Source organism: Rathayibacter tanaceti (assembly GCF_001634385.1).
GTDB classification, from domain to species: domain Bacteria; phylum Actinomycetota; class Actinomycetes; order Actinomycetales; family Microbacteriaceae; genus Rathayibacter; species Rathayibacter tanaceti.
On record NZ_LIIN01000085.1, the window covers coordinates 1 to 13,597 of the forward strand.

Consider the following 13,597-nt stretch of genomic DNA (forward strand, 5'->3'; position numbering starts at 1 on the left):
CCTCGAGCACGGCCCGAGGAGCCGCCCCCTGCCCGGCGGCGGACGCCGCGGCGTCGACCGCGGGCGTCCACGCGTCCACCATCGTCTTGTCCCCCACCTCGGCCTTGCCGCGCAGGACGATGCCGTCGCGCGCCGCGGCGAGCAGTGCGGCGATCGCGGAGCCGTCGAGCACCTCCCGGCCCGCGACAGCCCCGGACGCTTTGAGGAACGCCGTTCCGAACAGCGGTCCGGAGGCGCCGCCGACCGTCGAGATCAGCGTCGTCGCCACCAGCGTGAGCACCTCCGCGGGCGTGGCGGCGGCCGGCGCCGCGTCGAGCTTCGCGACGACGGCCTGGAAGCCGCGGTCCATGTTCTCCCCGTGGTCGCCGTCGCCGATCGCCCGGTCGAGCGTGATCAGCTCGACCCGATGCCCCCCGATCGCCGCAGCAGCGCGGCGGATCCACACCGTCGCCCATGTCGCGTCGAGTCCCGCCGCCCGCTGTCCGTCCTGCATCGCCGTGCCCTTCTCCTGTGCCGCTCCCGCGGCTGTCGTCCCTGTCATCGTCCGTGCACCGGTGCTCAGCGTCCCCACCGCAGCGCGGCCGTCTGCACGGGGGCGTCCCAGAGCTCGGTCAGCCGCTCGTCGAGGGTCAGCAGCGACAGCGAGAAGCCCTGCATCTCGAGCGAGGTGGTGTAGTTGCCGACGAGGCTGCGAATGACCGTGATGCCCTTCTCGGCCAGCGCCTCGGCGGCACGGCGGTAGGCGATGTACAGCTCGATCTGCGGAGTGCCGCCCATCCCATTGACGAACAGCAGCACCTCGTCTCCGGAGGAGAAGGGGAGGTCCTCGAGGATCGGCTCGAGGATGCGGTCCACGATCCGGTCGGCCGACTCGAGGCGGATCTTCTCGCGCCCGGGCTCTCCGTGGATCCCGATGCCGATCTCGATCTCGTCCTCGCCCAGCTCGAAGCTCGGTTCGCCGGCGTGCGGCACGATGCACGGCGTGAGCGCCACGCCCATCGATCGGACGTTCGCGACGACCCGCTGTGCGATCGCGGCGACCTCGTCGAGCGAATCGCCGCGCTCGGCCGCCGCACCCGCGATCTTCTCGACGAGCACGGTCCCCGCCACGCCGCGCCGTCCCGCGGTGTACAGCGAGTCTTTGACGGCGACGTCGTCGTCGACGATGACCGAGCGCACCTCGATGCCCTCGCGCCCGCGAGCTCGGCGGCCGTCTCGAAGTTCAGCACGTCGCCCGTGTAGTTCTTGACGATGTGCAGCACGCCCGCGCCGCCGTCGACGGCCTTCGTCGCCCCCACGATCGGATCGGGGGTGGGCGAGGTGAAGACGGCCCCGGGGACCGCCGCGTCGAGCATCCCGACGCCGACGAATCCCGCGTGCAGCGGCTCGTGACCGCTGCCGCCTCCGCTGACGATGCCGACCTTTCCGGCGCGCGGGGGGTCAGCCCGCACGACGAAGAGCGGATCCTCCTGGACGCGCACGAGGTCGGAGTGGGCCAGGCCGAAACCGGCCACGGACTCGGTCACCACGTTCTTCGGGTCGTTGATGAGCTTCTTCATCGAGGTCTCCTCCAGGGTCGGGCCACCACTCGGGCGTCCCGTGACCTCCGGGCGAACCTGCACGTGGTGGATCGCCGCCCGCACCGTCGCGGACAGCGCTCCCACGTTACGCCCTGCGCTCTCGCGGCCGGCGGCGGCTACCCGGCGCGCTGGGTCTCGCGCACCCACTCCTCGAGCTTCCTGGTCGCGGCTCCGGAGTCGACCGCCTCGGCAGCACGCTCCATCGCGGATCGCAGCCTGTCGAGGATCGGGGTGCGCACGAGGTCCGGCTCCCGCGCGAGGTCGAAGGCGGCGAGACCGGCCGCGGCGTTCAGCAGGACGATGTCGCGGACGGCCCCCTCCTCACCGCTGAGCACCGAGCGCACGACACCGGCGTTGTAGGAGGCGTCGCGACCGCGCAGCTCCTCGATGCGGGCGCGGCGGATCCCGAGGTCGCGCGGGTCGAGGTCGTGCTCGACCACCGAGCCGCGGGACACCTCCCAGATGTGGCTGTGCCCGGTGGTCGTCAGCTCGTCGAGACCGTCGTCGCCGCGGAACACGAGAGCCGTGGCGCCGCGGGTCTGGAACACGCCGACCACGAGTGGCACCCGATCCAGGTGCGCCACGCCGACGGCCGAGGCCTCCGGACGCGCCGGGTTGCAGAGCGGCCCAAGGAAGTTGAAGACGGTCGGCACGCCCAGTTCGGCACGGACCGCGCCCGCGTGCCGGAAGCCGGGGTGGAACATCGCGGCGAACACGAAGGCGATGCCCGTCCGACGGAACACCTCCGCGACGCGCTCGGGCGAGAGCGAGAGGTCGACCCCGAGCGCGGCTAGGACGTCAGAGGAGCCCGATGACGACGAGGCGGCCCTGTTCCCGTGCTTGCGACCGGGGTCCCGGCCGCCGCCGCGATGATCGACGCGGTTGACGAGATGTTCACGGTCCCGAAGCGGTCGCCCCCCGTCCCCACAATGTCCAGAGCCATCGGATCCACCTCCAGCGGCACCGCGTGGTCGAGGATCGCGTCGCGGAAGCCCACGATCTCGTCCACCGTCTCGCCCTTCGCCCGCAGCGCGACGAGGAGCCCGGCGAGCTGTGCGGGGGTCGCCACGCCCTCCATCACCTGCTCCATCGCCCACGTCGCCTCCGAGACGCTCAGATCCGAGGAGTCGAGGAGTGCGCTGAGAAGATGCGGCCAGGACAGGGTTTCCGACATGGCTCACAGATTATGCGACGAGGATCGCCTCCCGGGAAGTGCGACTTCCCCCCTCGGGCATCGGCCATAATGGTCTGTGTGACGAGCACCTCTCTCTCCCCCACGGCCACCGCGCCCGTAGTGAACCGACCCAACCCGGTCGCGGTCGGAACGATCGTCTGGCTGGGCAGCGAGGTCATGTTCTTCGCGGGCCTCTTCGCGATCTACTTCACGCTGCGCAGCACCTCTCCCGAGCTGTGGGGCGCCGAGACGCAGATCCTCAACGTGCCCTATGCGGGCGTCAACACGGTGATCCTCGTGGCCTCGTCGTTCAGCTGCCAGTTCGGCGTGTTCGCGGCCGAGCGGCTCCAGCCCCGCGCCACCGGTCTGAGCCCGTTCAAGTGGGGAATGGTCGAGTGGTTCTTCGTCACCTACGCGCTCGGCGCGGTCTTTGTCTCCGGCCAGGTCCTCGAGTACGCGACCCTGGTCTCCGAGGGCATCACGCTCTCGAGCAACGCCTACGGCTCCGCCTTCTACCTGACGACCGGCTTCCACGCCCTGCACGTCACCGGCGGCCTCCTCGCCTTCCTCCTCGTGATCGGCCGAGCCTTCGCGGTCAAGAACTTCGGCCACAAGGAGGCGACCAGCGCGATCGTCGTCTCCTACTACTGGCACTTCGTCGACGTCGTGTGGGTCGGCCTCTTCGCCGTCATCTACTTCCTCAAGTGACGCGCTCTCCGTTGAACAACCCCACCACCGATCCCCGCAGGAAGGACGCCTCGATGGCCTCCCCGAAGACCAAGAGCCGAGCCAAGAAGGGTCGCCGTCATCCGCTCGCCACAGTGGCCCTGATCGCCATCGGGCTCGGACTCACCGGCGGAACCTATGCCGCGGTCGGCGTGGCCACCTCGGCATCGGCAGAGACGTCCGCGACCAGCCAGCAGACGATCGACGAGGGTTCCAAGCTCTTCGCCGCGAACTGCGCCACGTGCCACGGTCTCGACGCCGCAGGGACCGACAACGCGCCGACGCTGATCGGCGTGGGCGCCGCCTCCGTCGACTTCCAGGTCGGCACCGGCCGCATGCCCATGCAGATGCACGGCCCGCAGGCGCTCGAGAAGCCGGTCCAGTTCACCGATGACCAGGTCGCCGAGCTGGCCGCCTACGTCGCCTCGCTGGCGCCCGGGCCCGCGATCCCCGAGGGCGAGGTCCTCGACGGACAGGGCGACAGCGCCAACGGCGCCGAGCTGTTCCGCATCAATTGCGCGATGTGCCACAACGTGGCCGGAGCCGGCGGCGCGCTGACCGAGGGCAAGTTCGCTCCTCCGCTGGGAGGCGTGACCGAAGCGCACATCTACGAGGCGATGGTGACCGGCCCGCAGAACATGCCGGTCTTCAACGACCTCAACATCTCGCCCGAGGACAAGCGCGACATCATCTCGTACCTCAAGTACATCGAGGCCAACCCGTCCCCGGGCGGATTCGCGCTCGGCTCGCTCGGGCCGGTCGCGGAGGGCCTGTTCCTCTGGATCTTCGGCCTCGGCGCGATCGTGGCGCTGACGGTGTGGATCACCGCCCGATCCAACTAGACGACCTCGACGCCCTGACGGGCGCGACTGACCCACGGCACCGTCCGGTGCCGATACGGCGCGAAAAGGAGAACCATGGCAGAGCACGATGAGGGTGGCACGGACCTCGCCACCTCGTCGGCCACCGGGCACGGGACGGCTCCGGCCGGCACCGCGGTCGTGACGCGGGATCGCGTCCAGGACCCGGGCCTCCCGCCGCACCGCCCCCGGATGACCGATCTCGACCCCAAGGTCGAGAAGCGTGCCGAGCGCACGGTGTACACGCTCTTCTACCTCTCCTTCGCGGGCTCCCTGTTCGCGGTCGCCGCGTACATGGCGTTCCCGATCACCGAGGACGTCTCCTCCGTCCGGCTGAACACGCTGTTCATCGGTCTGGGCATGTCACTCGCCCTGCTGGGGATCGGCATCGCGGCCGTCCACTGGGGGAAGCAGCTGATGTCCGACCACGAGGGCATCGACATCCGGCACCCCGTCCGCAGCGCCGAGCCCACCCGGGCCCGTGCGCTCGAGATCTTCGACCAGTCCGACAAGGAGTCCGGCTTCGGCCGTCGCTCGCTCGTGCGCAACAGCCTGATCGCCTCGCTCGTCGTGTTCCCGCTGCCCGCCGTGATCCTGTTCCGCGGCCTCGGCCCGCAGGACCAGAACCCCGTCGACCTCCTCAAGACCACGCTGTGGCAAGAGGGCACGAGGCTCACCCTGGACCCGTCGGGAGCGCCGATCCTCGCATCGGACGTGACCATCGGCTCCGCCTTCCACGTCATCCCCGAAGGCCTCAACGACGCCGAGGGCAAGCTGGAGGAGAAGGCCAAGGCCGCTGTCCTCCTGATGCGCCTGAAGCCTGAGGACCTCGTCGTCAGTGAGGGTCGCGAGACCTGGAACTACGACGGAATCGTCGCCTACTCCAAGATCTGCACGCACGTCGGCTGCCCTGTGGCACTGTACGAGCAGCAGACCCACCACCTGCTGTGCCCGTGCCACCAGTCGCAATTCGACATCACGCGCGAGGCCGCCGTCATCTTCGGCCCGGCGAAGCGTCCGCTTCCGCAGCTCCCCATCACCATTGACGCCGAGGGATACCTGGTCGCCCGCAGCGACTTCACGGAGCCCGTCGGACCGTCCTTCTGGGAGCGATGACTCACATGTCCACCACCACCCCTTCCCGCCCCTCCAGCTCCCCCGCGGAGCCCGGAGACGGCGTCATCCTCGGCAGCGGCAAGCTCCAGAAGGGCTATGTCGGAGCCGCGTCGAACTACATCGACGAGCGCACGAGCATCTCCGCGGTCGTGAAGGAGTTCGGCCGCAAGATCTTCCCCGACCACTGGTCGTTCCTCCTCGGCGAGGTCGCGCTTTACAGCTTCGTCATCATCCTGCTGTCGGGCACCTTCCTCACCTTCTTCTTCCAGGCCTCGATGGTCGAGACGCACTACGAGGGCAGCTACCTGCCGCTCAAGGGCATCGAGATGTCCGCGGCCATGGCATCGTCGCTCGACATCTCGTTCGACATCCGCGGCGGCCTCCTGATGCGCCAGATCCACCACTGGGCGGCGCTGCTGTTCGTGGCGTCGATCGGCCTCCACATGCTCCGGATCTTCTTCACCGGAGCGTTCCGCAAGCCCCGCGAGCTCAACTGGGTCATCGGCTTCGTCCTCTTCATCCTCGCGATGGCCGAGGGCTTCACCGGCTACTCCCTCCCCGACGACCTGCTCTCGGGAAACGGCCTCCGCATCATCGACGGCATGGTCAAGGGCATCCCGATCGTGGGCACCTGGATCTCCTTCCTCCTCTTCGGCGGGGAGTTCCCGGGGACAGACATCGTCGGCCGTCTGTACACCCTGCACATCCTGCTTCTGCCGGCACTGGTGCTCGCGTTCATCGCCCTGCACCTCGTGTTCGTGGTCGTGCACAAGCACACCCAGTTCCCGGGCGCGGGCAAGACCGAGCAGAACGTCGTCGGCTACCCCGTCCTTCCGGTGTACGCGGCCAAAGCCGGTGGGTTCTTCTTCATCGTGTTCGGTGTCGTCGTCCTCATCGCGTCTCTGTTCACGATCAACCCGATCTGGAACTACGGACCGTACGACCCCTCCCCTGTGTCTGCGGGAACCCAGCCCGACTGGTACATCGGCTTCGCGGACGGCGCGTTGCGTCTCGTTCCGCCGGGGCTGGAGTGGGCGATCCCGGGGATCGGCACCCTGTCGTTCAACATCCTCATCCCGCTCGTCGGCCTGGGCCTGTTCATCGTCGCGGTCATGCTCTACCCGTTCCTCGAAGCATGGATCACCGGTGACAAGCGGGAGCACCACCTGCTCGACCGCCCGCGCAACGCCGCGACGCGCACCGCGATCGGAGCCGCGGGAGTCACCTTCTACGCCGTGCTCTGGGCCGCCGCCTCGTCCGACCTCATCGCGACGCACTTCCACCTCACGATGGAAGGCGTGATCCACGGACTGCAGTTCCTGCTGATCGCTGGACCGTTCATCGCGTACTTCATCACGAAGCGGATCTGCCTCGCGCTGCAGAAGAAGGATCGCGAGATCGCTCTGCACGGTTTCGAGTCGGGCCGTATCGTCCGGCTCCCGGGTGGCGAGTTCATCGAGGTGCACCAGCAGCTCGACGAGTACGAGCGCTGGAAGCTGGTCGGCCAGGAGGAATACGAGCCTCTGATGATCCGTCCGGATTCCCGCGGCCGCATCACCGCACCGCAGCGCGTCCGCGCCGGCCTCTCCCGCTGGTTCTTCGAGGACCGCATCACCCCGGTCACCCAGAAGGAGCTCGAGAGCTCGCACAGCGAGCACTGACTACGAAGGGCCCGGACGATCCGCGTCGTCCGGGCCCTTCGTCGTGCGTGCGGGATGGTGTGCCTGCTAGATAGCGCCGATGTCAGCCCGAGTGGCCGAGCAGCCAGCGCACTCCGAACCGGTCCATCACCTGGCCGTCGTGGTCGCCCCAGGGCCGCTCCTGTAGCGGATCCGTGACGGTGCCACCGTCCGCGAGCCGCCTGAACCAGGCGGCGGTCGTGACGGCGTCAGCAGCACCCAGGAGCGCGAGGACGAGCCCGTCCATCCGCAGCTCCGCGCCGTGCTCATCAGCCGCGAAGATCGCGACAGAGCCGCTGAGCGCGCCGTGCGCGATCGCCTCCGGGCTGCCATCGGAGCGCCCGAACTCCTCGAGGGTGTGCAACTCGAGCTCGCCCCCGAAGACCCCGCGATAGAACGTCAGCGCCTCTCGGGCGCGACCGTCGAAGAACAAGTACGGAACAGAGCTCATGCGCCCATCCTCCCCCGCCCGTGACGACAGTGAGGGAACCCGGGCCCGTTGAGGCCGCCCGGACGTGCCGGCTCCCTCGACGGTTCGGGGTTCCCTCGGTGCCGGGTTGCGACGGGCCCTAGGAGCCGTTGCCGATCAGCTGCAGCTGCGAGCCGTCGATGTCGACCAGGAACCCGGCACGCAGCCCCCAGGGCTGCCTCCGGACGGGAACGAGCCGTGGATGGCCGCTGCTCCGCTCCGGCACCCCGGAGTCCCTGATCCGCGCATACAGCGCGTCGACGTCGTCGACCCGGATGCTGCACATGGCGTTGCTCTCGGCGGGGACGAGGTCGGCGAAGAGGAAGAACTCAAGCTCGAGCCCTCCTGAGCGGAGGATCAGCCAGCTGTCGCCCCGATACGTCGGGCTGAGTCCGAAGCCGCCGTAGAAGGCGATCGTGGAGTCGAGGTCGCGTGACGGCAGGTTCGGCACCGCACGGTCGGTCATCGCGCGAGCCTACTCCGACCGATGATCGCATCGCCCGGTCGCAGTGCTGAGCCGGATGCCGGAGGACGAGTCCACCTGCACCCGACCCTCACCGGGGGCGACACCTAGCGGGCGAAGTACCCGCGGTAGTACTCGTACACCCATCCCGCGATCGCGACCAGGAAGAGTCCGACCGCGATGTAGGTGATCCAGAAGCCGACCGCGAGGCCCAGGAAGCCCAGCGCGGCCGAGGCTCCCAGGATCAGGGGCCACCAGCTCCACGGGCTGAAGAAGCCCAGCTCGGGGTCGCCGTCGTCGATGTCGGCGTCGAGACGATCCTCGGGGAGCTCGCCCTGCTGAGCCTTGTGGACCCGCCCGACATAGAACGCGATGAAGGCGCCCAGCACCGACGAGAGGCCGATACCGACCGCTCCCACCCACTCGACCTGGCCGGTGTCGATCAGCGACCAGGCGATGTAGATGATGTCGGCGAGCAGGAAGAAGCCGGCCAGAAGCCAGAACAGGTTGACATTGGCGCGCATGGCCCTACTTCACCGTGCCTTCGGACTTGTCGTACGTGGGGGCGTCCGGAGCGTCCTTCGCCGGACCGATGCCGACGGGGATGCCGGCCTCGGGGTGGTTGAGGTCGAAGGCCGGAGCCTCGCTGCGGATACGCGGGATGGACGTGAAGTTGTGGCGGGGCGGCGGGCACGACGTGGCCCACTCGAGCGAGCGCGAGAAGCCCCACGGGTCGTTGACCGTCACCTTCGGCGCCTTACGGGCGGTGATGTAGACGTTCAGGAAGAACGGGATCAGCGAGACCGCGAGGATCATGGCTCCGACCGTCGACACCTGGTTCATCCAGGTGAAGCCGTCCTCGGGCAGGTAGCTCGCGTAGCGGCGCGGCATTCCGACGACACCGAGCCAGTGCTGGATGAGGAACGTGGTGTGGAAACCGATGAACAGCAGCCAGAAATGCCACTTGCCCAGCGTCTCGTTGAGCATCTTGCCGGTCCATTTGGGCCACCAGAAGTAGAAGCCCGAGAACATCGCGAAGACCACGGTTCCGAAGACGACGTAGTGGAAGTGCGCCACCACGAAGTAGGAGTCGGATACGTGGAAGTCCAGCGGCGGCGAGGCGAGGATGACGCCGGTCAGTCCGCCGAAGGTGAAGGTGATCAGGAAGCCGATCGCCCAGATCATCGGGGTCTCGAACGTCACCGATCCACGCCACATGGTGCCGATCCAGTTGAAGATCTTCACGCCCGTCGGAACCGCGATGAGCATCGTCATCAACGAGAAGAAGGGCAGCAGGACCGAGCCGGTGACGTACATGTGGTGCGCCCAGACCGTCACGGAGAGGGCAGCGATCGCGATCGTCGCGTAGATCAGGGTCTTGTAGCCGAAGATCGGCTTGCGGCTGAAGACGGGGAACACCTCGGACACGATTCCGAAGAACGGCAGCGCGATGATGTACACCTCGGGGTGGCCGAAGAACCAGAAGAGGTGCTGCCAGAGCAGGACACCGCCGTTCGCCGCGTCGTAGATGTGCGCGTCGAACACGCGGTCGGCACCGAGCGCGAACATCGCCGCGGCGAGGACGGGGAACGCGAGCAACACGAGGATCGACGTGACGAGGATGTTCCACGTGAAGATCGGCATGCGGAACATCGTCATGCCCGGGGCGCGCATCGTGATGATCGTGGTGATGAAGTTCACTGCGCCGAGGATCGTGCCGAAGCCCGAGAGCGCGAGCCCGAACACCCAGAGATTGCCGCCCAACCCCGGGGAGAAGGTCGTGCTCGACAGTGGCGCGTACGCGAACCAACCGAACGACGCCGCACCCTGCGGAGTGACGAAGCCGGCCACCGCGATGAGCGAGCCGAAGCTGTAGAGCCAGTAGGCGAAGGCATTGAGCCGAGGGAAGGCGACGTCCGGTGCCCCGATCTGGAGCGGCATGAGGACGTTCGCGAATCCCGCGAAGAGCGGCGTCGCGAACATCAGCAGCATGATCGTGCCGTGCATCGTGAAGAGCTGGTTGTACTGCTCACGCGTCTCGACGACGTTGAGGCCGGGCTCGAACAGCTGGGCGCGGATGACGAGCGCCATCACGCCGGCGATGCAGAAGTAGATGAACGACGTGATCAGGTACATGTACCCGATGACCTTGTGGTCCGTCGAGGTCATCCAGCGAACGAGGACGTTCGCCTTGCGCTGTACGGGTGGGGTCCCGAGTGCGCGGGTGGGGGCGGGTGCCGTGGCGGTGCTCATGCTCCCTTACTCCTCGTTCTCTGTTCGGGCCGCGCGCCGGTGCCGGGAAGGTTGCTGTTGCGGTCGTAGTCGGCGCCGAGCTGGCCCGTCTGCCCCGCATCGCGGAGGGACTCGATGTAGTCGTCGTACTCGCCCTGCGAGACGACCTTGACGTTGAAGAGCATCGCGGAGTGGTACTCGCCGCAGAGCTCGGCGCACTTGCCCGCATAGGTCCCCTCCTTGAGCGGCGTGACGTACATGTAGTTCGTCTTGCCGGGGATCATGTCTTTCTTGTAAAGGAAGTCGACGACCCAGAAGGAGTGGATCACGTCGCGCGAGTCGAGCTGGATCTTGATCTTCTGCCCGACGGGCAGGTACAGGGTGGGCACCTCGGACTCGACGAGCGCTCCAGCGGCGTCTCCACCCTCCTGGTACTGGCCCTGGATCCCGGCCGAGTAGACGTCTTCATCGACGTAGTTGAAGTCCCACGCCCACTGCTTGCCGTAGACCTGGATGGTCTCGTCCGGGTCGTCATAGGCCTGCTCGATGGCGGCCTGGTCGCGCGCGGTGAAGGCGAAGAATCCGATGACCAGGATCAGCGGCACGATCGTGTAGAAGATCTCGATCGGCATGTTGTACCGCAGCTGGACCGGCAGACCCGTCTGCCCCTTGCGGCGTCGGTAGACCACCACCGCCCAGATGGTGAGACCCCAGGTGACGACACCCACGGCCAGTAGGACGATCCAGGAGGTGACCCAGAGTCCGATCACCCGGTCGACATGGTTCGTCGTCCCGGGTTCGGTGGGGAGCCAACCCTGGAGCTGCTCCTGAGTGCAGCCCGCGAGGACGAGGGCGAGGGCTCCTGCGACGGGGGCAGCGACCCATCTGCGGATTCGGCGATTGAAGCGCACCGGTGACCTTTCGGAAGACTGGGGACCAGTTCACACGAAACTGTATTAGACCGGGTCCAGCCTACCCTTCCGCTTCGGCGGCTCGGTGCACGTCCGCGCGCTCTTGACCTCGCGCCCGAGGGGTGCAGTCACGACGAACGGCGCCCAGCTGGCCGCCGGAGCAGCCTGTCGGGCGCCGTCCGAGGGCGATCCTGCGGCTCACGCCGCGGCGCGTCAGTGGAAGCTGTCGCCGCAGGCGCAGCTGCCGCCCGCGTTGGGGTTGTCGATCGTGAAGCCCTGCTTCTGGATGGTGTCCTCGAAGTCGATCGAGGCTCCGTCGAGGTAGGGGACGCTCATCTTGTCGACGACGAGACCGACTCCCTCGAACTCGACAGCGGCATCGCCGTCGAGGGTGCGCTCGTCGAAGTAGAGCTGGTAGATCAGGCCGGAGCAGCCTCCGGGCTGCACGGCGACCCGCAGACGGAGGTCGTCGCGCCCCTCCTGCTCGAGGAGGCTCTTGACCTTGGCCGCGGCGGTGGGGGTCATCGAGACGCCGTGGGCCGCGTCGGCCCGGGTGGCGACGGGGGTCACTGTCTGGTCGGTCAGTGTCGTGTCGGACATGTCACTCCTCAGGGGAACGGGCGGAACGGTCGTCGTGCTTCCGGGATTCTACGGCTGCAACCCGCGTGCGGGCCGGGGTATTCCGCAGAGCCCGGGATCCGCAGAGCCCGGAGGTGCTCCGCGGATCCCCTAGCCGTTCCGCAGGGTTGCGCGTCAGCCTCGGCGGGCGGCCGCGCGGAGCAGGAAGAGCGCCTCCGCCTGTGCAGCCCGCTTGAAGACGCCCAGGTGCAGCGACTCGTTGGGGCTGTGCGCGCGCGAGTCCGGGTCCTCGACTCCTGTGACCAGGATCTGCGCCGCCGGGAACTCGCGGACCAGATCAGCGATGAAGGGAATGCTGCCGCCGATACCCGTCTCGAGCGGCTCACGGCCCCAGGCGTCCGCCATCGCCCCCTTGACCAGGTCGACGGCCCAGCCGGAGGCGTCGACGAGGAAAGGCTCGCCGGTGTTGACGTCGTCGATGGCAAGGTGCGCACCGAACGGAGCGTGCGCCCGCAGGTGCCGCTCGAGGGCGGTGAACGCCTCCGACGCGTCCTGGCCCGGCGCGATGCGCGCGCTGATCTTGACGCGCACCGAGGGGAGGAGCGTGTTGGAGGCGTCGACGACGCTCGGCGCGTCGATCCCCGTCACCGTGACGGCCGGCTTCGACCAGGTGCGCGAGAGGATCGGACCGGTCCCGATCGGCGAGACTCCGTCGAGCAGGCCCGAATCGCGGCGCAGGTCGGCCTCGGTCGTCTCGGGGACGGCTCCGGTGTGCTCGATGAGTCCCTCCACCGCGACCGAGCCGTCCTCTCTCCAGAGAGTCGAGAGCAGGCGCACCGCCGCGAGCATCGCATCGGGCACCGCTCCCCCGAGCATCCCGGAGTGGGAGGCGTGAGCGAGCGTGCTCACCGTGAGGGTGAATGTGACGTTGCCGCGCAGTCCGACCGTCAGCGACGGAGTGTCGACATCCCAGTTGTCGCTATCGGCGACGATGATCGCGTCGGCGCGCAGCGCCTCGTGGTGGTCGCGGAGGAACGTCGGGAACGAGCGGGAGCCGAACTCCTCCTCGCCCTCGATGAACAGCACCAGGCCGAGGTCGTGCTCGTCACCGGCCACCTCGCGCAGAGCGCGGACCGCGGCGAGGTGGGACACGACTCCGGCCTTGTCGTCGGCGGCGCCGCGCCCGTACAGACGGTCGCCGCGCACGGTCGGCTCGAACGGCGGCGTCTCCCACGCCGCTTCGGCGCCCTGAGGCTGCACGTCGTGGTGCGCGTAGAGGAGGATCGTGGGCGCGCCGTTGCGCGCCGAGCGTGTCGCCAGGACGGCCGGCTGACCGAGGACGCCGGAGTCGCCGATCGTCGCGCTGTGGATCGCCACATCGTCGAAAGCGCCGGACTCGCGCGCGAGCTCTGCGATCGCCTCCGCGCTGGCAGCGACCCGCGACGCGTCGAAGCCGTCCCACGAGACCGACGGGATGCGGACCAGCTGCCCCAGTTGCGCGAACGAGCGCGGCAGGTCGTCGCGCACGGCGGAGAGGACGGCCTCCTCCTCGGACGAGAGAGCGGACGGAGTCGGAGCGTCGTGAGCCATGGAGGTAATCTTAAGAGACCCCCGATTCCAAGGACGTTCACCGTGGCCAAGCACCCGATCGCACCCGACACGCCCGATGAGGCCGGCCCCGCCGCAGGCAAGGGGCGGCCGACGCCGACACGTCGCGAGCAGGAGCTGGCGCGCAAGCGTCCCCTCGTGGTGACCGACCGCAAGCAGGCTGCGCGCGACGCCCGCGAGAAGGCCGCGGTCGCCCGCGA

12 protein-coding genes and 2 pseudogenes are annotated in these 13,597 nt (G+C 68.3%); 4 read left to right on the top strand and 10 right to left on the bottom strand.

Annotated features, from left to right (window positions below):
* The 3 genes and pseudogenes from dhaL to trpD all read right to left on the bottom strand — a co-directional run.
* On the bottom strand, positions 1 to 493 hold a 493-nt coding region (dhaL, locus tag ACH61_RS10700), incomplete at its 3' end, for a dihydroxyacetone kinase subunit DhaL (protein WP_068211955.1).
* A 65-nt stretch (positions 494 to 558) separates the two neighbouring features.
* Positions 559 to 1,559: pseudogene (gene dhaK, locus ACH61_RS10705) on the bottom strand (dihydroxyacetone kinase subunit DhaK).
* Positions 1,560 to 1,696: 137 nt separating this feature from the next.
* A pseudogene (gene trpD, locus ACH61_RS10710) lies at positions 1,697 to 2,754 on the bottom strand (anthranilate phosphoribosyltransferase).
* Between the two features lie 69 nt (positions 2,755 to 2,823).
* Here trpD and ctaE point away from each other — a divergent pair.
* The 4 genes from ctaE to qcrB all read left to right on the top strand — a co-directional run bounded on the left by ctaE (position 2,824) and on the right by qcrB (position 7,117).
* Positions 2,824 to 3,462 (top strand): aa3-type cytochrome oxidase subunit III, encoded by a 639-nt coding sequence (gene ctaE / locus ACH61_RS10715; protein ID WP_068211958.1) that lies wholly within the window; start codon positions 2,824 to 2,826, stop codon positions 3,460 to 3,462.
* A 53-nt stretch (positions 3,463 to 3,515) separates the two neighbouring features.
* Positions 3,516 to 4,322 (top strand): cytochrome bc1 complex diheme cytochrome c subunit, encoded by an 807-nt coding sequence (gene qcrC, locus ACH61_RS10720; protein WP_068211959.1) that lies wholly within the window; start codon positions 3,516 to 3,518, stop codon positions 4,320 to 4,322.
* Positions 4,323 to 4,397: 75 nt separating this feature from the next.
* The gene (gene qcrA, locus ACH61_RS10725) at positions 4,398 to 5,456 is read left to right on the top strand and encodes a cytochrome bc1 complex Rieske iron-sulfur subunit (RefSeq protein WP_068211961.1); all 1,059 of its coding nucleotides are present in this window, start codon (positions 4,398 to 4,400) and stop codon (positions 5,454 to 5,456) included.
* A 5-nt stretch (positions 5,457 to 5,461) separates the two neighbouring features.
* The gene (gene qcrB, locus ACH61_RS10730) at positions 5,462 to 7,117 is read left to right on the top strand and encodes a cytochrome bc1 complex cytochrome b subunit (protein WP_068211963.1); all 1,656 of its coding nucleotides are present in this window, start codon (positions 5,462 to 5,464) and stop codon (positions 7,115 to 7,117) included.
* 82 nt (positions 7,118 to 7,199) lie between these two features.
* On the opposite strand, the gene ACH61_RS10735 is transcribed toward qcrB, so the two are convergent.
* From ACH61_RS10735 to ACH61_RS10765, 7 genes are all read right to left on the bottom strand, one after another.
* Complete coding sequence (locus ACH61_RS10735) at positions 7,200 to 7,586, bottom strand: VOC family protein (RefSeq protein WP_068211965.1); 387 nt, start codon at positions 7,584 to 7,586, stop codon at positions 7,200 to 7,202.
* Positions 7,587 to 7,704: 118 nt separating this feature from the next.
* The gene (locus ACH61_RS10740) at positions 7,705 to 8,070 is read right to left on the bottom strand and encodes a bleomycin resistance protein (RefSeq protein WP_068211968.1); all 366 of its coding nucleotides are present in this window, start codon (positions 8,068 to 8,070) and stop codon (positions 7,705 to 7,707) included.
* Positions 8,071 to 8,174: 104 nt separating this feature from the next.
* The gene (locus ACH61_RS10745; protein WP_068211971.1) at positions 8,175 to 8,591 is read right to left on the bottom strand and encodes a cytochrome c oxidase subunit 4; all 417 of its coding nucleotides are present in this window, start codon (positions 8,589 to 8,591) and stop codon (positions 8,175 to 8,177) included.
* A gap of 4 nt (positions 8,592 to 8,595) precedes the next feature.
* A complete protein-coding gene (gene ctaD, locus ACH61_RS10750) occupies positions 8,596 to 10,320 on the bottom strand; it encodes an aa3-type cytochrome oxidase subunit I (protein ID WP_068211973.1) in 1,725 nt (574 codons plus the stop codon).
* Positions 10,317 to 11,210 carry an aa3-type cytochrome oxidase subunit II gene (ctaC, locus tag ACH61_RS10755; protein ID WP_068211975.1) on the bottom strand — a complete coding sequence of 298 codons (894 nt, stop codon included), beginning with the start codon at positions 11,208 to 11,210 and terminating at the stop codon, positions 10,317 to 10,319. Before ctaC ends, ctaD begins: the two co-directional genes overlap by 4 nt.
* A 213-nt stretch (positions 11,211 to 11,423) precedes the next feature.
* Entirely contained in the window at positions 11,424 to 11,810 is a 387-nt protein-coding gene (gene erpA / locus ACH61_RS10760; RefSeq protein ID WP_068211977.1) for an iron-sulfur cluster insertion protein ErpA, read from the bottom strand.
* A 153-nt stretch (positions 11,811 to 11,963) separates the two neighbouring features.
* Positions 11,964 to 13,379, bottom strand: a complete 1,416-nt coding sequence (locus ACH61_RS10765) for a dipeptidase (RefSeq protein WP_068211980.1) — start codon at positions 13,377 to 13,379, stop codon at positions 11,964 to 11,966.
* Between the last annotated feature and the right edge of the window lie 218 nt (positions 13,380 to 13,597).